The 18,546-nt window shown below is 50.5% G+C and carries 11 protein-coding genes; 9 read left to right on the top strand and 2 right to left on the bottom strand.

Going from position 1 to position 18,546, the window contains the following annotated elements; all coding sequences use genetic code 11:
- Window positions 1–19 precede the first annotated feature (19 nt).
- The 6 genes from HDT28_05485 to HDT28_05510 all read left to right on the top strand — a co-directional run bounded on the left by HDT28_05485 (window position 20) and on the right by HDT28_05510 (window position 11,252).
- A complete protein-coding gene (locus tag HDT28_05485) occupies window positions 20–2,710 on the top strand; it encodes an InlB B-repeat-containing protein (GenBank protein ID MBD5132025.1) in 2,691 nt (896 codons plus the stop codon).
- A gap of 134 nt (window positions 2,711–2,844) precedes the next feature.
- Window positions 2,845–4,965: an InlB B-repeat-containing protein gene (locus HDT28_05490; protein MBD5132026.1), complete on the top strand. Its 2,121-nt coding sequence runs from the start codon at window positions 2,845–2,847 to the stop codon at window positions 4,963–4,965.
- Window positions 4,966–5,366: 401 nt separating this feature from the next.
- Entirely contained in the window at window positions 5,367–6,749 is a 1,383-nt protein-coding gene (locus HDT28_05495) for a hypothetical protein (protein ID MBD5132027.1), read from the top strand.
- Window positions 6,750–6,765: 16 nt separating this feature from the next.
- The gene (gene guaB, locus HDT28_05500) at window positions 6,766–8,220 is read left to right on the top strand and encodes an IMP dehydrogenase (GenBank protein ID MBD5132028.1); all 1,455 of its coding nucleotides are present in this window, start codon (window positions 6,766–6,768) and stop codon (window positions 8,218–8,220) included.
- Between the two features lie 303 nt (window positions 8,221–8,523).
- Window positions 8,524–9,489 (top strand): NAD(P)-binding domain-containing protein, encoded by a 966-nt coding sequence (locus HDT28_05505; protein MBD5132029.1) that lies wholly within the window; start codon window positions 8,524–8,526, stop codon window positions 9,487–9,489.
- A gap of 437 nt (window positions 9,490–9,926) precedes the next feature.
- Window positions 9,927–11,252, top strand: a complete 1,326-nt coding sequence (locus HDT28_05510) for an InlB B-repeat-containing protein (GenBank protein MBD5132030.1) — start codon at window positions 9,927–9,929, stop codon at window positions 11,250–11,252.
- Between the two features lie 172 nt (window positions 11,253–11,424).
- On the opposite strand, the gene HDT28_05515 is transcribed toward HDT28_05510, so the two are convergent.
- Both HDT28_05515 and HDT28_05520 read right to left on the bottom strand, forming a co-directional pair.
- A complete protein-coding gene (locus tag HDT28_05515) occupies window positions 11,425–12,807 on the bottom strand; it encodes a glycine--tRNA ligase (GenBank protein ID MBD5132031.1) in 1,383 nt (460 codons plus the stop codon).
- A gap of 239 nt (window positions 12,808–13,046) precedes the next feature.
- Window positions 13,047–13,226 (bottom strand): chorion class high-cysteine HCB protein 13, encoded by a 180-nt coding sequence (locus HDT28_05520; protein MBD5132032.1) that lies wholly within the window; start codon window positions 13,224–13,226, stop codon window positions 13,047–13,049.
- 273 nt (window positions 13,227–13,499) lie between these two features.
- Between HDT28_05520 and HDT28_05525 the strand changes: the two genes are divergently transcribed.
- The 3 genes from HDT28_05525 to HDT28_05535 all read left to right on the top strand — a co-directional run bounded on the left by HDT28_05525 (window position 13,500) and on the right by HDT28_05535 (window position 18,529).
- Entirely contained in the window at window positions 13,500–14,135 is a 636-nt protein-coding gene (locus HDT28_05525; protein MBD5132033.1) for a hypothetical protein, read from the top strand.
- Window position 14,136: 1 nt separating this feature from the next.
- Window positions 14,137–14,901 (top strand): type III pantothenate kinase, encoded by a 765-nt coding sequence (locus HDT28_05530; protein MBD5132034.1) that lies wholly within the window; start codon window positions 14,137–14,139, stop codon window positions 14,899–14,901.
- A gap of 187 nt (window positions 14,902–15,088) precedes the next feature.
- A complete protein-coding gene (locus HDT28_05535; GenBank protein MBD5132035.1) occupies window positions 15,089–18,529 on the top strand; it encodes a hypothetical protein in 3,441 nt (1,146 codons plus the stop codon).
- Window positions 18,530–18,546 lie beyond the last annotated feature (17 nt).

Genomic DNA, 18,546 nt, shown 5'->3' on the forward strand with positions numbered 1-18,546 from the left:
TGGATATAAGAGAGGGAAAATGATGAAAAAGTCAAAGTTAGCTTTTGCGGTACTTGCAACGACTATTTTTGTAGCGTCATCGAGCGCTCTTGTCGCTTGCGGTAAAAGCCGGTTGTCAGATGAAGATGACTCCACCTTCACAATAACGTTCGACGCCAACGGCGGCATGCTCACGACAGGCGTCACAACCACTACGCTAACCACCGGTACGGACGGCAAGCTTACCGAGCTTCCCACCGCCACAAACGGAACGTACACGTTTAACGGCTGGTACACGGCGCAAGCGGGCGGTACGAAAATCAGCTTGGACTTCACGTTTAACGCTGCCACCACTGTGTACGCGCAGTGGGGGGATGCTCCTTTTGTGCCCGGCGACACGACTTACGTCATCACGTTCAATGCCGGCGACGGCGTGTTCGCCAACGGCAGTAAAACCTATCAAGCCTCGACGGACACGAGCGGCAAGATCCCCGTGTATAACGATATCACAGATCCGTTGAAAGACAACTGCGAGTTCCTTGGCTGGACGCTTGACGGCACGACAATAGCCGACGTGTATTCGTATACGTTCTCGGATAACGCCGTTCTTTATGCGACCTATACCGAGGAAGAACTCAGCGATTTTCTTTGCCTCGTAAACGACAACGAGAAAAAGATAAACATGACGTTGTACACTCAGCCCGACATCAACGGTGATCCGCGCGCGTACGAGTACCAGATAGGCGATCCCGGCGTAGCGTTGAATGCGGGCGATATTATAACGTTCAGCATTATCGACGAGCACTCTGCGGACAACACCGACGTTTCGGGCGATCTGGAATTCTTCGTCAGCAAAACGGGCAACGGCGTCGAGGCGGAAAGCACTTCTGAAAAAGTAACTTCGGTTAAGATCCTTCACGACGCAAATTACCAAATTTACCTTAAATGGTACGACGCGGACGACGAGGGTGGTAACTGCTTCGTTCTTGATATCAGCGACAAATCGGGCACTGGCGTAACTGTTCCGGGCGAGATAGTCGAGGATGCGCCCGAGGTAGCGTTTACTTTGTCTGACGGCTCTGAAATCAATCTTAAATCGGTTGTCGTAGAAGCTCCCGACACCGCGCTGTATCAGTATACGAGCGTACAAGGCTCGGTAACGCTCACTAAGGGCGAGGTCATAACCGTAACGATCGAGGGCAACGCTCCCCCTGCGGGCAGGTTCGGTATGCGCGATTCTTCGCACGGTATCGAAATCGAAGGCAACAAGATAAAGGTTCTTGCCGACGGCTACTTCTCGCTGTACTTACGCTACTATGAAGCTACCGCGAAGGACGACGAGTGGTGGGAAGTCGAAATGAGCGACGGCAAGACGGATACGCTTACCGACGGTGCTTACTACATTGTAGGCGGGATGAACGGTTGGGCGGCAAAGGAAGCTTACGAGCTTGTAGACGGCACGATAACCGTCGACCTTACCGCTGGCGTTGAGTTTAAAGTCGCGTCTTACTATGAAGAGAAACCCGCAGACGTTGCTGCTAGCGATTATAAAAACGGTATAACCTGGGGCGCGGGTAAATATAGCTTCGGCTGGTATCAAGTAACCGATGAATCGCAAGAGTATATCGAAGATACTTCGGAAACCACCGACAAAAATATTAAAGTGCTTACTACGGGCAAGTATACGATAACCGTCGTTGGCACTGCACCCGGTGCCCAAATCAGCATCGAACCGTTCGGTACGGTCGCAACCGAGCCCGAGCATACGATTACCGTTGACGCGGGCGACGGCACTTATAATGGTGCGGAAACTCTAACGACTAATGATAAGGGCAGACTTACGGCGCTTCCGAGCGATCCCACTCCGCCTACCGATATGGTTTTTGTTGGCTGGTATACCGAACAAACGGGCGGAACCAAAATAACGCTGTCCACTAAGTTTACCGCCGACGTCACTATCTATGCGAGATATCAGGATGCAAACGAAGTATCGGCAAACGTAATTATGTCGGGTAACGCCGTTGTGACAGAGCTTAAATCGACTCCCGTAGGCGGTAGCGATTCGGCAGAAGCGCAATATTCCGCAACCGGTTTGGCTTTAACCAAAGATCAGAAGATTTCGTTTAATCTCGAAGTCGACGACGCAACCGGCACTACGGGCGGTAAACCCGTTAAGTTTGTTGTAGACGAATACAGCAAAGGCGTTATAGTTCAGGGTATTTACACGACGGGCACAATTTATACGGAAGTTACCATAGCGGTAACGGGAACGTATGCCGTCTATCTTAAACATTATGAGACTGACGGTGAACAATGGGTGCTCTATATCGAAACTACTGCGGCAGGCGCTGCGGCAGTAACGGGCACGGAAAAACCGTCTACCAATCGCGTTGATGTAGACGAGGTTGGTGCCTGCTATATGGTCGGCAAGTTCGGCGGCGAAGAAAGCTGGACGCAAGGCATAAAGATGACTCCTCAAACTAATCAGTGGACTTTTAAGTATACTTTCGAAGTAGGCGATTTGATTAGATTTGACGAGGTTGTTTCCGCCACTGACATTTACAAGCATGATACGGTCCAAGATAACTGCAAGGATCACTATAACAAGACTTTCAAGCAGGTGACCAAAGACGGTGTAACCTATCTCGAAGTGCAGACGGCGGGCACGTATACTTTCTATGTTAAGTCTTCGTCTAATAGCGACCATCCCAACGAGATTTGGATTGCCTAATCCCTACAAAATATCCGTTTGGGTATTGACAATGTATAAACAAAAGTGCTATAATTCAATCAACCAGAACACTCGGGTTTGGTGCGTAAGCGCCGAACCCGTATGTGTGTAAAAATTCTTTATTTAGAGGATAGATGATGAAAAAGTCCAAGCTTATTTTAGCGGTCGCAGCGACGGTGTGCGTAGCGGCTTCGGGCGCGCTCGTTGCGTGCGGTAACAAGGACGGCGGTTCGTTCGAAATAACGTTCAACGCCAACGGAGGTTCGCTTGCGGGTGGGGGTACGACTACTACTCTTAAAACGGACGACGCAGGCAAGCTCGCAGAGCTTCTCGGCGATCCCACGCATACCGACAGCACGTATAAATTCAACGGCTGGTGGACGGCGGAAACGGGCGGCGATAAGGTCGACCTTACGTACGTTTTCACTGCGGACAGTACGATTTACGCGCAGTGGACTGTCGAAAGCACTCAGTCCAAGCCGAACGATACGATTTATCATATCACGTTCAATGCGGGCGACGGCGAGTTCAAAGGCGGTAAGAAAACGGACGTTTACAACACCGATACGGAAGGCAAGCTCGCGTATCTTCCCGAAGATCCCACGCTCGACAATGCCGACTTTATCGAGTGGAACACCAAAGAGGACGGTTCCGGCAGCTACATTACGGAAAGCTACGTTTTCTCGTCGGATATTACCGTGTATGCGATTTACGAGATCGGCGGGATTGGACAGAATACGTACTGCATAAGCGGTGAGACTTACGGCAGGCTTAACAAGAAATTCACAGACGAGGACGACGAGACCGATACCAGTGAGTACGGGTACTACGCGACCGGCGTTGATCTCAAAGACGGCGAGGTACTCACGTTCATGCTTAACGACAAGAACGCGGGCTCTGGCACGGACGTCAGCTTCTTTATCGACAGATCGAGCAGCGGCGTAGAGGTTACATCCATTTCCAGCGAGATAACCAACGTCAAGGTGCTTAGCAGTACTAAGTATGATATTTCGATTAAGTGGTACCCCGATGGCGAGTGCTTCGTTCTTAAAATTACGGACGGATCGACAACAGGTATAACAATGCCCGAAATCTTTGTCGAAGGTGCGCCCGTGGTTATGATGCAGGTTGGTGATGGCGAGTTGATCAAGCTTAAAACGGTAGCGCCCACAGACCTTGCCAAGTATACTTATACGACTCAATCGGGCAACATCAAGCTCGAAAAGGGTGACAATGTTAAGTTCACTATCGTAACCGCCGACGAACAGTTAGCGCTTGCGGCCGAGGACGACGAAGAGGAAGAGGAAGAGCATATCATAATCGACCCGATCGAGGCGCTTAATAACGCGCTTTCGATGGCCGGTGGATCGCACGGCATCACACTCAGCGGCAACACCGTCACGGTATCCAACAGCGGAGATTTCTCGGTGTTCCTGCGTTGCTACGAGGGCGAAAAGGGTGCGCTTAGCTGGTCGGTCGAGATGGATGACGGCATACCCGAAAAGCTCGCGGTCGGAACTTACTATATTGTAGGCTCGATCACGGGTTGGACGCCTCGCGAAGCGTATGGGCTCAAACTCGACGAAGCCGCGTCGGGTGATGACGGAGACGTATATTCGTTTGATTTATACTTGACGGCAAAAGATGGGTTCAAGGTTACGTCGGTAGTTGCGGCGGGTGCTTCGTTCAATATCGATTGGTCGGATAGCGTGCAACGCAACTACGCGCACTTGTCGAAATACTGCAAGGACCTTGCCACGACTAACACAGACAGCAATATCTTCGTTAAAGAGGACGGCATGTATACCGTTGCCGTTAGAATAAAAGACGGCGTTATCGATTTGTCGGTCGCAAAGACCGACGATCCGAGCGGAAAATATCATTTCCCGACGGCTGCCGAAAAACCGATGGACGGCGAGTACTATCTTGTCGGCAGCGTTATCGGTTGGGCGATAGATACCGACTACCGGCTCGAAGACGGCACGATCACGTTGGATCTTGCGGCGGGCGAGAAGATTAAAATCGCGGGTTGCAAAGGTGGCAACATTAACTGGGACGACCAAATCAACGGTACGAGCTTAGACGAAGGCTCTGCCGAATTTGCCGAGAGCATTGCCGACGGTCCCAACAATATCCAAATAAAGGAAAAGGGCAAGTATACAATAACGATCACTACCGAAGACGGCGCGATAGTTTTGAGTATTAGAAAAGTTGTCGAAACGGGCGAGCCGGGCGACGGCGGCGACGTCGAATAAAAATCATAATCGATAAAAACCTGCTACGGTCTAACCGCGGTGGGTTTTTTGGTTGGGTGGAAGGCGAATAAGGTTAAGATTAATAGAACTATCCTACGCATTATTCCTGTTATCCTGAGCGGAGCGAAGGATCTCGATAGTAAAGACCGATTAAAGCGAGATTCTTCGCTAACGCTCAGAATGACGGGGGGGGAAGGGTAGAGTGGCGTTAAGCAATATATATATTGTAACGAAACTATTCGGGTGAAGTAAACAATAAATTATTTGTTTTTGTATATAACGTAAGTTTTCTTTGCCTACTTTCTTTCGAAAAAGAAAGTAGGTTTCTTGCCTACTTCTTTTCAAAGAAGTAGGTGAAAACGCTTGTAAAACCCATGTAAATTGTGCTATAATACTCGGTAATGGAACACTCGGACGAAAAACTCGATATGGATGTTATCGACGAAGCGCACGACACCGTCGATAACGCCGACGAACCGGCAACGCCCGTCGCGCCCGAAGCCGACACGGCTGCGGACGGTGATACCGCGAGCGCAACCTCGTCGGGCGTGACCGAAACGATAATCGTCGCGATAAAAACGGTCGCGGTCGCGCTGTCGCTGATCATCATGCTGACGGTCATTCTTGCCGTGGGCTTGCCGCTTCAAACTATGCGCATATTCAATAAGCTCGGCAATCCCGCGCGCGCAATCGATTTCGGCTATAGGTATATCGCGCGCAGGCTGAATTCCGCCGACGCGAACGTTACCGATGAGTACGGCAACTACACAGCGCTCATGCGGAACGCCGAGCTAAGCGACGAACAGCTCGAAGAAGCTATTTTCGTTTGCTCTAATCTTTCGTATAAACTAATGGAAAGCAATTACGATAGCGGCAATACTCGCATGGGCGAGTATTACGCCGAGCGCACCGAAAAATACACTCGACTTTATATGTCCATGAACAATTCGTCGGCGCTGTTCGATACCAAGAGCGAACAGGCGATGCAGGGTATGCCGTCGGCGGCGTTCCTGCCCGCGGTTTACAGCTACGGCAACACAATACGCACTATGAACTATCGCGCGCGCGCGTATCTCGGTCAAACGCAGTATATGGCGGCGGACAGTCACTCGAATGACCGCGGCAGCATTACGCCGCTTTCCACTCTGTCCAATACCTACGGTGGCGCGACGGCGACTGATCGCAACTCGATCATGACGCTTCTTGACGACTATGTGGATTATGTAGATCAGCTCTGTGAATACCTTGACGTCGAGTACAAGCGTATCGGCGTTGAGAACGATTTGAATAAAAAAGTAGACATGACCGACGAATACGGCAACGAGCTCGAAAACGTCGATATTGTGTCTGAGACTTTCATAATAGCCAACTATGAGGACTCGTTCAAGGGCAACGAGTTCGATATGTTCATTCGTCGCGACACGAATGGCGCGATAGCGTTCACCGCCGTGTACGACAGTCTTAAACGCTTCCCGTACTATGCGCAGCTCGCGGTCGATTTTAAGCCCGACGACAGCGCGGGCAACCGCAAGGGCGAGATGGTGCACCAGCTCTATTGGCTGCAAAAGCTCGACAATGCGGCTAAGAGCTTGCTGTATATGGAATGGCTGTTACAGCATAACGATACGTGCTTCGGGAACGACGGCGCGAGCCTGATCGCGGCAGCGAACGGGACTTGCCAAGCCTATCGTTACGTTAATGTTAAGAATGACCAGGGCTATGACAGCATTGCGCAAATCATAAACGTTTATACGCAAAAAATGAAGGAATATCTTTCACTCTAATCAAAGGAGAAACACTATGAGCAAAATCGTTAAGGAAGGATTGACGTTCGACGACGTACTTCTTATCCCCGGCAAATCCAGCGTTACGCCCAATCTCGTCGATCTGACGACTAAGCTGAGTGCGGATATTACGCTCAATATCCCGCTCATATCGGCGGCTATGGATACGGTCACCGAGTCGCGCTTGGCTATTGCTATGGCGCGCGAGGGCGGCATGGGTATCATACATAAAAACATGAGTATCGACGACCAGGCGGAGCATGTAGACAAGGTCAAGCGTAGCGAGCACGGCGTTATTACCGATCCGTTCTTCCTCGAACCCGACCGCAAGGTGAACGATGCGTTGGAGCTCATGAAAAAGTACAAGATCTCCGGTGTGCCGATCTGCCGCAACGGCAAGCTCGTCGGCATTCTTACTAACCGTGATCTTCGGTTCGAGACCAATTTCGATCAGCCGATAGAGAACGTTATGACGAAAACCAATCTCGTCACCGCGCCCGAGGGCACTACGCTCGAAGAAGCGCAAAAGATACTCGGCAAGCACCGTATCGAGAAACTGCCTATCGTAGACAAGAACGGCAATCTCAAAGGGCTTATCACTATCAAGGATATCGAGAAGGCGATACAGTATCCCAACTCGGCAAAGGACAAAAACGGCAGGCTCTTGGTCGGCGCGGCTATAAGCAACGGCAAGGGATATATGGACAGAGCGAAAGCGTTGGTCGACGCGCGCGTGGACTGCTTGGTCGTAGACACCGCGCACGGACATAACGTGGACGTTATCAAGGCGGTCGAGATCGTTAAGAATGCGTTCCCGCAGGTCACTATCATTGCAGGTAACGTTGCTACCGCCGCGGCTGCCGACGCGCTGTTCAAGGTCGGTGCGGACGTCGTTAAGGTCGGTATCGGACCCGGTTCCATCTGCACCACGCGTATAGTCGCGGGTATCGGCGTACCGCAGATCACTGCGATCATGGACTGCGCCGAGGTTGCCGACAAGTACGGCAGAGCGATAATCGGCGACGGCGGTATCAAGTACAGCGGCGACATTACAAAGGCGATCGCTGCGGGCGCTAACGCCGTTATGATCGGATCGCTTTTTGCGGGCACGAACGAGGCGCCCGGAGAGCTCGAAATATATCAGGGCAGAAGCTTCAAGACCTATCGCGGCATGGGCAGTCTCGGTGCAATGCCGCTCGGCAGCAAGGACAGGTATTTCCAGGAAGGCACGAAAAAGTTTGTACCTGAAGGCGTAGAAGGCCGAGTGCCGTACCGTGGTGTGCTTGCCGACGTTGTGTATCAGCTTATAGGCGGGCTTCGCGCGGGCATGGGTTATACGGGTATGCCGACCATTGCCAAGCTCCGCAAGGACGCTGAATTTGTTAAAATCACTTCCGCCGCACTTATTGAGTCGCACCCGCACGATATTTCGATCACTAAGGAAGCGCCTAACTATTCGCCGAAAGGTTAGCTTACTTCTTTTCAAAGAAGTAAGCAAGAAACCTACTTCTTTGAAAAGAAGTAGGCAAGAAACTTTTAGTGTTGTGTGTTTGCTTTTAGTGTAGTTGTGCGTAGCACCCGAGTAATATCCTAACACTAATAATAACTTTTCGCCACTTTAACGAAAGTAGGCAAATAAAAGTTGCGTTGATTGCTTTACGTTATTTTAGCTCAAAGTTTTCTTCGCTTCCTTCTTGTTCACAAGAAGGAAGAAAAATAGGAGTATATATTGTCACTTAATTACACAATCCCTATGGACTATACCCGTCACAAGATCCGCGCGACGGTTATCGGCTGCGGGCGCTGGGGTTCGTTCATTGCGTGGTACGCCAACCAGCTCGGTCACAAAGTAACCGTGTACGGCAAGTCCGGCGATATCACTTACGAACAGCTCGCAATGACGCGCAAGAACGAGTACGTGACTTTTCCCAAGTCGATCGAGCTGACTACCGATATCGCAAAAGCGGTCAAGACCGCCGACGTCGTGCTCGTAAGCGTACCGTCGCAGGTGTTCAGGGACGTAATGGGCGATATCCGCAGTAAATGCGATATGACGGGCAAGTACCTCGTCACCTGCATGAAAGGTATTGAGATCAGCACGGGCAAACGCCTGAGCGAAGTCGCGCTCGAATTCGGGCTCGAAGACTGGCAGATCGCCGTGTGGGCGGGGCCCGGACATGTTCAGGAATTCACCAAGGGCAATCCCAACTGTATGCTCATAGATGGCTACGAGCGCAAGACCGTAGAAAAGATAGTCGATTATTTTAAAAGCCCGCTTATTCGGTTCTACTACGGCACGGACGTAATAGGCACGGAGATCGGCGCGGCGGCAAAGAACGTTATGGGCATTGTCGCGGGCGCGCTCGACGGCATGGGGCTTATAACGCTCAAAGGCGCGCTCATGGCGCGCGGCAGTAGGGAAGTCGCGCGGCTCATAGGCAAGCTCGGCGGCAACCCTTTGTCCGCTTACGGACTGTGCCATATCGGCGACTACGAAACAACGTTGTTTTCGCCGCATAGCCACAATAGAATGTGGGGCGAGCGTTACGTTATGGGCAAGAAGTACGACAAGCTAGCCGAGGGCGTGCATACTGCTCGGGCAATGGCGCTCCTCGCCGATAAGTACGGCGTGGATATGCCGATCACCAATGCGGTGAACACCATGATCCTCGATAAGATCCCGCCCCGTACCGTCATGGAACAGCTTTTCGACCGCACGCTCAAAGACGACTTAAATTAACCTACTTCTTTGAAAAGAAGTAGGCAAGAAACTTTTAGTGTCGTGTGTGTGCAAAGGTAAGTAGTTGTTTTACTACACCCGAGTAGTTCTTTGCGGTATAAATTACTTTATGCCACTTTGAAAAAGTAGGCAAAGAAAACTTGCGTTAAAAGCTAAAAGAGTGGTTAGGCTTAACCACTCTTTTTTGTTGTGTGTAAAATAATTGTGTATTGTGCCGAATCACTTACCCCCCCCTCTCCAAAAGGAAAATGTGCCCAAAGGGCGTTGGACATTACTAAAATTATCCCTTTTTACATACAAAAAATTTTCCTTAGGGGTATTGACATTGTCGAAAAATTGTGATATACTGTATCAAATCACGCAAATGCGATGGGGTTTGGTGCGGTTGTGCCAAACCTATGCGCTTGCAAAAATATTTCTTTAATAGAGGGAAAATAATGAAGAAAACTAAGAAGCTTTTGTCTTTGGCTCTTGCCGCTAGTATGTGCGCCACTGCTGCATTCGGTCTTGCCGCTTGCTCTAAGGGAACCGACGGTTCGGGTAATGGCGATTCGACTACGGGGAGTACGTATACCATTTCTTTTAACGCAGGTTCCGGCACCGTTACGCCCGCTACGGCGACGACCAACGCCGAGGGCAAGCTCGCGTCGCTTCCTACCCCTACGTACACGGGCTATACGTTCGACGCTTGGTATACTCAGCAGAACGGCAGTGGCGATAAGATAACGCTTTCGTACAAATTTACGAGCGATACGACCGTTTACGCCAACTGGACGAGCGGCGGCACACCCAACGCCGAAGGCGAGTTCACCGTTACGTTCGTGGTCGACAGCGACGAAGGCACACTCGTCGGCTCGGAGACTGCTACGACCACGGATGGCAAGCTTGCTTCGTTCCCGACGGTAACGCCTGCTTCGGGCTACACGTTCGTTCAATGGGAGGACGCAATAGGTGAAGTTTATACCACTTCGTCCACGTTTACTGCCAACACCACGCTTTATGCTCTCATGAACAATTCCGGCATTTCTGTTGGCGGACCTGAGGAAGTGAGCGGCACAAGCTACATTTCGATCGGGGCTACGCCGTATTATGAGTTGACGAAAACGTTTGACGTTGACGACGGCGATACGAATTCGGAGTATCCCACTATGGGTAAGCAGTATGTCAGAACGGGATTGGGGCTTGCAAAAGATACCACGCTTTCGTTCACTATCGAGGGCGAGGAAATCGAGTTCTATATCGAAGCAGATAGTAAAGGCTTGGTAGAGAAGAAAAAGGACGCTTCCACCGTTACAACTAACTTCGACGATACCTACAATATTTATCTAAAATATTGGTCGGATAGTTCCAAGTGGACAATTACCATGCAGTGCGAAAACAACGAGGACGAGGTTGCAGTGGTTGGCGGTGAAGCCATCGAACCCGGTACTGCGTATCTCGTCGGTGACGTTGCGGCTTCCAATATTACGTGGGATAGCTGGCGTGAAGGCGCGATTAAATTGGAAGAAAGCGTGAGCGGATTTACCGGAGCAAAAGAGTACAAAAGATTAGACGTAACTCTCGCTGTTGGTGATAGCTTCCAGTTTATTCTTGTCGGTGCAACGACCGAAGACGGCGATATTACGTGGGTCAATACTTTAGGAAATACAAAAGGTAATCTTAAAGTTGAGGGTGACAACGTAACCGTAGTAAACGCCGGTGTATACGATTTTTATATCAGCTTCGAAGATAGCAAGATCTATTACGACTACACTCCCGCCTAATAGTTGATTAAAACTCAATTAGTAAACGCCTCGACGAAAGTTGGGGCGTTTTTACGTGTGCGGTTTTTGTCAAACTAAAAAGCCGTATCGAGAGTATTAGCTCGATGCGGCTTTATATATTTTAGCTTAAAGTTTTTTCGTTACTTCTTTTTCAAAAGAAGTAACGAAAAAACTACAACTTGCAATAATCGAGGATATAATCTGCGAGCTTGGACTCATCCAGACGGATCTGGCTCATGGTATCGCGGTCGCGCACGGTAACGGTACCCGTCGGCTCGGTATCGAAATCGACGGTCACGCACAGCGGCGTTCCTATCTCGTCCTGACGGCGATAGCGCTTGCCGATCGAGCCGGGCAGGTCATAGGTGCATGCGATACCGCGCTTGCGTAGCGCACGGTAAATATTATCGGCGCGCTCTGACAACGCTTTTTGCAAGGGGAGAACCGCCGCCTTGTACGGCGCGATAGCGGGCGCGAAATGCATGACGGTGCGCGTTTCCTTTTCGAGCTGTTCCTCGTCGTACGCGTCGCACAAAACGGCGAGCATGGCTCGACCCGTACCGAGCGACGGCTCGATAACGTAGGGGATATAGGTCTCGTTGGTCGCGGGATCGGTGTATTCGAGCTTTTCGCCCGAGAACTCAGAATGCTTTTTAAGATCGTAATCGGTGCGGTCCGCAATGCCCCAAAGCTCGCCCCAGCCGAACGGGAAAAGATACTCGAAATCGCTCGTCGCTTTGGAATAGAAGCTGAGCTCGGCTTGGTCATGGTCGCGGATACGCAGATTTTCCTTTTTGATGCCGAGGAGTTGCAGGAACTCGTAGCAGTAGTTTTTCCAGTACTCGAACCATTCGAGGTCGGTGCCGGGCTTGCAGAAGAACTCCATTTCCATCTGTTCGAACTCGCGCAGACGGAAAATAAAGTTGCCGGGCGTGATCTCGTTGCGAAAGCTTTTGCCCATCTGGCAAATGCCGAACGGCACGCGCGCCCGCGCCGAGCGCGTAACGTTCTTGAAATTGACGAATATTCCCTGTGCCGTTTCGGGACGGAGATAGCAGGTGGAAACGGTGTCTTCGGTCACGCCTTGGAAGGTCTTGAACATTAGATTGAATTTCTTGACGGGCGTAAAGTCCGACTTGCCGCACACGGGGCAGGGTATTTTATGCTCGGCAACGAACGCCGAAAGCTGATCGTTATCCATAGCGGCTACGGGCACGTCGAGCTTGTGCTTGGCGGCGTACGCCTCCACTAGATCGTCGGCGCGGCAGCGGCTCTTGCACGCCTTGCAGTCCATGAGCGGATCGGAAAAGCCCGCGAGGTGTCCCGACGCTTCCCAAACCCTGGGGTTCATGAGGATCGAGCAGTCCAGCCCGAAGTTGTTCTCGCTTTCGGTGACGAACTTCTGCCACCACGCTTTCTTGATATTATTGTACAGCTCCACGCCGACGGGACCGTAGTCCCACGTATTGGCGAACCCGCCGTATATTTCGCTGCCCGCGAATATGATGCCGCGCGATTTGCACAGCGCCACAAGCTTATCCATCGTAACTTTCATTGCGCTACCTCGGTTTGTTATTTTCTTTATAAATGATTATACGCAATATCGGGTATAATGTCAAGTGTTGTTTAATTAGGAATTAGAAATTAAGACGTGGTACGGCTTGACAACTATGCGCGAGTTCCACTTCACGATTCCTAATTAAAACAAAACGCCCTCGCGGTTTCCCGCAAAGGCGTTCGTTATATAACGATACTATCGACAGCTTATGTACGTAAGTTAAGGCTAGTGCTAGATTAGCAGCAGCACTTGTCTCTGCCGCCGCCGCAGCAGCAGTTCATAAGAATGTATAACATAAGTATGTCGTTGCAATCACAGCCCTTTTTGCAGCCGCAGTCGCAGCCACCGTGTCCGCCGCAGCAGCTGCACAGCAATAAGAGCCAAAGAATGTCGCAGCATCCGCCACCGTTAAACATTTTTGCGTTCCTCCTTTTTAGATAGGTAATTGCCGTCGCGTGCATCCGCGTCCCGGGATACGCGTTTGCCCGCAAGGTTTTTCTTTGGTACGATAAGCGCCTATCTACAGTCAGTGTATGGTTTTTTCGGCGGTGTGTGATAAAAACTTGCGAAAAATTTTTTTATGTGGTAGAATGTTTTTGCAGGTATCCTTGTGAACTTGACAAAACATTTCAACCCAATCGGCTGTGGGCTATTCTCGATAGGAAGAAAGTCCAACAGAAGGAGCACACATGAAAATATCTACGCGTTCTATCACGCTTGCCGCAACGCTGACTGCGTTGTGCGCCGTTACGGGCATTATCCCGTACGTGTTCTTTTTGCCCGTCATGGTCGCGGCGACAACGCTGTCGGTCGGCATGGCGGCGTTCGTAGGTCTGGCGTTCGGCGCGATAAGCATAGCTTACAGCTTTATCATGCCGACCACGCTGGTGGCGGCGGCGTTCATCCAAGCCCCGTATATAGCGATCGTGCCGCGCATCTTGGCGGCGCTTGGCGCATTCGGAATATATAAACTCCTTTCGCACTTTTTCAAACCGCAAAAGAAGCCCGCTCGAGTGGCGACGGTAGCGGGCGCGGCGGCGGTCGGGAGCATATTGAACACCGCGCTGGTCGTTGGAATGTTTATGCTCGTCATGCCGAGCTTCGATTTCGGCGGGGTAACGCTCATTGTAGCCGTTCCGCAGTTATTGATAAGCGGCGCGATAGAATGCGCGTGCATGGCGATCCTCACTCCGCCGGTAACGCTCACGCTCGATAAAGTCGTTTTAAAAAAGAACCGTCTTTCGCCCGTGCCGTATACCGATTCTGTCGGCGCGAGCGATACAGGCGAAGGAAATACAAACACCACGGAAGGAAAAACTGTTTAACATGGTTATAGTATTCGATATAGGCAATACCAATATCAAAATGGGCGTGTTCGAGGGTGACGAGCTAACCGAAACGCTGCGAATGGCGTCGACCAATAAGACGGGCGACGAGTACTGGCTGCTCATCAAGGATATGCTCGCCGATCGCGGTATAAGCGTGCGCGAGGTCGAGGGCGTAGTCATAAGCTCGGTCAATCCCAATCTTAACTATACGTTTGAGCACATGGTCGAAACGTATTTCGGTTTCAAACCTATGACTGTGGGTGCGGGACTCAAAACGGGTCTTTCCATTAAATACGACAACCCAAAAGAGCTTGGCGCGGACCGCGTTGCGGGATGTGTGGGCGCGTACAGGATCTATGGCGGACCGTGCATAGTTATTGATTGCGGCACGGCGACGACCTTCAACGTTGTGTCGGCGCGCGGCGAGCTACTCGGTGGGGCGATTTCATTCGGGCTGAAAGCTGCGTCCGAGTCGCTTGCACAGGCTGCGGCGCGGCTTCCAAAGGTCGAGTTATCCGTTCCCAAGAAAGCGATAGGCAAAACGACCATCACAAATATGCAATCGGGTATCATATTCGGGTACTCGGGAATGGTGGAGAGCATGGTGCGCAGGCTTAAAGCCGAAGCGGGACTGCCGGACGCTAAGGTAATAGCTACGGGCGGCATATCCGATATAGTCAATCGGTGCGTGAGCGTTATAGATATAGTGGACAGAACACTGACACTTAGAGGACTTAATATTATTTATAAGATGAATTCCTAATTACGCATTAATTTTATCGCCCTTTCTCATAATAGTAGGGAAGCGGCGGAATACCTTTATCCGTTCCGTAAAAAACGCAAAACTATTTTCGCTAAGGGCGGTTAAAATGTTTGACAAATTTCTTGCGTGATAGTATAATTTAACAGTATATGTGTACAAAAGCATATTTTAGGAGAATATCGACTAAATGAAAAAACTCGCTACAATCAAAAACTGTGGGCTTAAAGCGCTCATAATAACGTTGTGCTTGGCTATCGTGCTCGCGTGCTTGTCGTTCACGATGCCGTTCAGGGCATTCGCCGAACCCGAAACGGGCGAAGGACCGTCTACCGGCGAAACCGGTACGGAAGAAGGCGGCGAAGGCGAAGGCAATACCGATTCATCGGATAACGCGATCGCTACCGGCATTACGATCGAGGAAACCGTCGATTACGGCGATAAATTCACCGTCGGCGCAAAAGCTAAGGTCACCACGCCGAGCGGCGAAGAAGCAACCGTCACGGACGGCAAGGTTATCGCCAATCAGGTAGGTAACTATACCGTCGAATACACGAACGATGCGGGCGTTTCTTATAAATATTACGTTAAATCGCGCCTTGACGAAGAATACTTCCTTAGAGTAGACTACAACGGCGCAGATATTCCTTCGTATATTAAGTACGGCGAGGATAGCTCGTTTGTGCTCCCTTATGCGCACGTTTATTATTATGACGACGATAACGTACTCCGCGAGTACGAAGGTAGCTATTCCGTTAAAGTTTTGGATAGCCGCAAGGCAGCTTCCGAAGCGTACAACCTCAGCCCTTCTGTTGCAGTAGAGGATAGAACCTTTGTCGCTTCGCACGAGAACGCGGGCAAGAACGGCAAGGTATTCCTTACCTATGTAGCTACGCTTGGCAACGAAAAGAATGCAAAACGTCTTACCGAAACGTTTACCGTTAATATACAGGCTTCGGTTCCCGAATACGGCAACCCTACGCTTTCGGTTTCTGGCGTTCAGAAAGACGTTTCGATCAACCGCGCCGTAACCCTTCCCAAGGCGACGGCTACCGATACCTATGACGATAACGTCAAGGTAGAAATCACCGTAAAGGGTCCCGACGACAAGAAGGTTCGTAACGTTCTTATCGACGACGACGGCTATGCTTATGCTTATACCGAGAATGAGGAAGACTACGTAGTTTTCGATAACGATCAGGCTATGACCTTCTATCCTCGCGAACTCGGCACTTACGAAGTTAAATATGTTGCTTACAATGACTCCTACAAAGAGGGCGGAAGCAATGGTAAGTCGAGCGAACGTGTGTACTATATCACCGTTTCGGACCTTGTTGCACCCGTGTTCAAGACCATTGATGAGCACCTTATACCCGAGACTTGGGGCATGAAAGTAATCGACGCGAGCGGCTACGAAAACGAAGAGCTGAGCGGCAAGGTTCACTTCACCGTTCCCACCGTTGTCGACAACAAAGATAAAGTCAATCCCGACGAAGATCACAAGGATGACAAGATTTCGGTTTACTTCCGTATCTACGATTCAGATAATTCCAAGACCGTTATCGAATTCACCAATATCTTGGCGAACAACGGCACGGACAACAAGGCTACCGTTGATAGCTCTGTATACGACGACGAGGAAGCAAACCTTATATTCGATCTTGAAAAAGGTTTCACTTTCGATTTCGCTAAGTATAAGAGAGAGGGCGACAAGACCGGCACCTATACCGTTCTCTACCGCGCTCGCGATAAGGCTAACAACACTTCGTCCAAGACCTATACCATCACGCTTCAAGACGAATGGAAAGACGAGGCTGCGCCTACTACCGCCGAGGTAACCGTAGACAAGTATCTCTCGGCAACCGAAAAGACTCTTACCATTCCGTATCCTCAGTACGCCGACGCAGACGACACCCGTCCGCAGGTTGATTACAGGGTTTATAACGATAAGGGCGCTTATATCTCCGTTGACGGCGGCGAAGTAGCCGACATCAAAGACGGTAAGCTCGTAATCAAGGGCAAGACCGAACTCGAACTTACTTCCGCGCTTTACTTCTACGTAGGTGTTAAGGACAACCTTGGCAACTTCAAGAGCAACTGCGTAAAGACGGTCGACGAGAAAACCGAATACGTCGATTTGACTATCGTCGACAATGCGGCAGCGTTCGTAAACTGCGAAGCTAAGATAACCGTTGTTAACGGCGTAACTAACGACTATAAGTACGATGGCAAAAATATCACTCTTGAAAAAGCATCCGATATCAAAGCGGGCGACACCGTAAACGCAGGCTGGTTCAAGATCACCGATATCCCCGTAGCTATGCGCGATTACACGGGCTTTGAGGTTGCGGTATACGATCCGAAGGGCAACGCGCTCAACGTAACGCTTGAAACCGCATCGACCGAAGAAGACGGTATTGCTACCATTTACGTTCAGAACATTAAGTTTACCGCTTCGGTAGCTACCGGCGACGACGAGAAATATACGATGGTTGTTCGCGTATTCGACGTGAACGGTGCGAGTAATATCTATGGCTATACGCTTAGCGGAGTTGCAGCCGGCGACGACGATTTGACTCATACTTCGGCAACCGCTACAATTGATTCCACCGGTAACGTAAACGTTAAGTATAAGCTCAAAAACGAGGTTATAGACGGCATACCCGGTAGCGGTACGTACCGTTTGGTTCGCCAGATCAACGCCCCCGGTGCGTTCGCTATCATGGGTAGTGAGTTTACCGCTAAATCCACCGGTCAGTACAGCGTTATGGACGGCTACATTGCCGACGAGAATATCGAAAAGGACGGCTACACTTCCGCCGCATTCGATTATGAAAACGACGTGACACTCGCAACCGGCTCGACCAACTTCACTGCTATCGATGAAGCTGCTCCCGTTATCGAAGTCTTGGGCGATATGCCTACCTACTGGGCTAAGTATGTATCCACCGATGCTAACGCTAAACCCGTAGAGCTTCCCAAGGTTATTGCATACACCGACAACGGCGACGCGTTTGTCGAAGTGGAAGTAAGAGATTCCGCCAGCGGCAAAGTTAAAGTTGACGAGGACGAGAACGGCGTTAAGAGCTTTAAGGCAACCAAGGACGGCGTTTATACCGTTACCTATACTGCAACCTATAAGAATGCCGACGCCGTAAGCGCCACCTACTATATCAACGTTGGCGATATTGACGCTCCCGAGTTCACCGTAACGGGCGGCACCGTGGTCAATTCGACTTACAAAGTAGGCGATAAGTTCACGTTCGGCACGATGGAGCTCAAAGACGACAGCGAAAAGAGCGATATCAAGATCACCAAAAAGCTCATCGATCCGTCCAAAGAAACTGTTTCTGACGCTACCGTCGACGGCTATTTCAGCAGCAACTATGACAAAGAAAATAACGGCACCGAAATCACCTTCACGATGGCTGGTGAATACGAAGTCGTTTACACGGCAACCGACGTAGCGGGCAACCCCTACACGTTGCGTTACACTATCACCGTTGTAAGCAGCGGATCGAGCTCGCCCACGACCTGGACCACGCTCTCGACCGTGCTCATTGTAGTAGCGGTAGTGCTGCTCGCAGGTGTTATAGTTTACGTCGTAAGGTTCCGCAAGGTCAAGAAATAAACCGCAAAGTAAAAGGC

Source organism: Clostridiales bacterium (assembly GCA_014799665.1).
Taxonomy (GTDB): Bacteria; Bacillota; Clostridia; order Christensenellales; family Pumilibacteraceae; genus Anaerocaecibacter.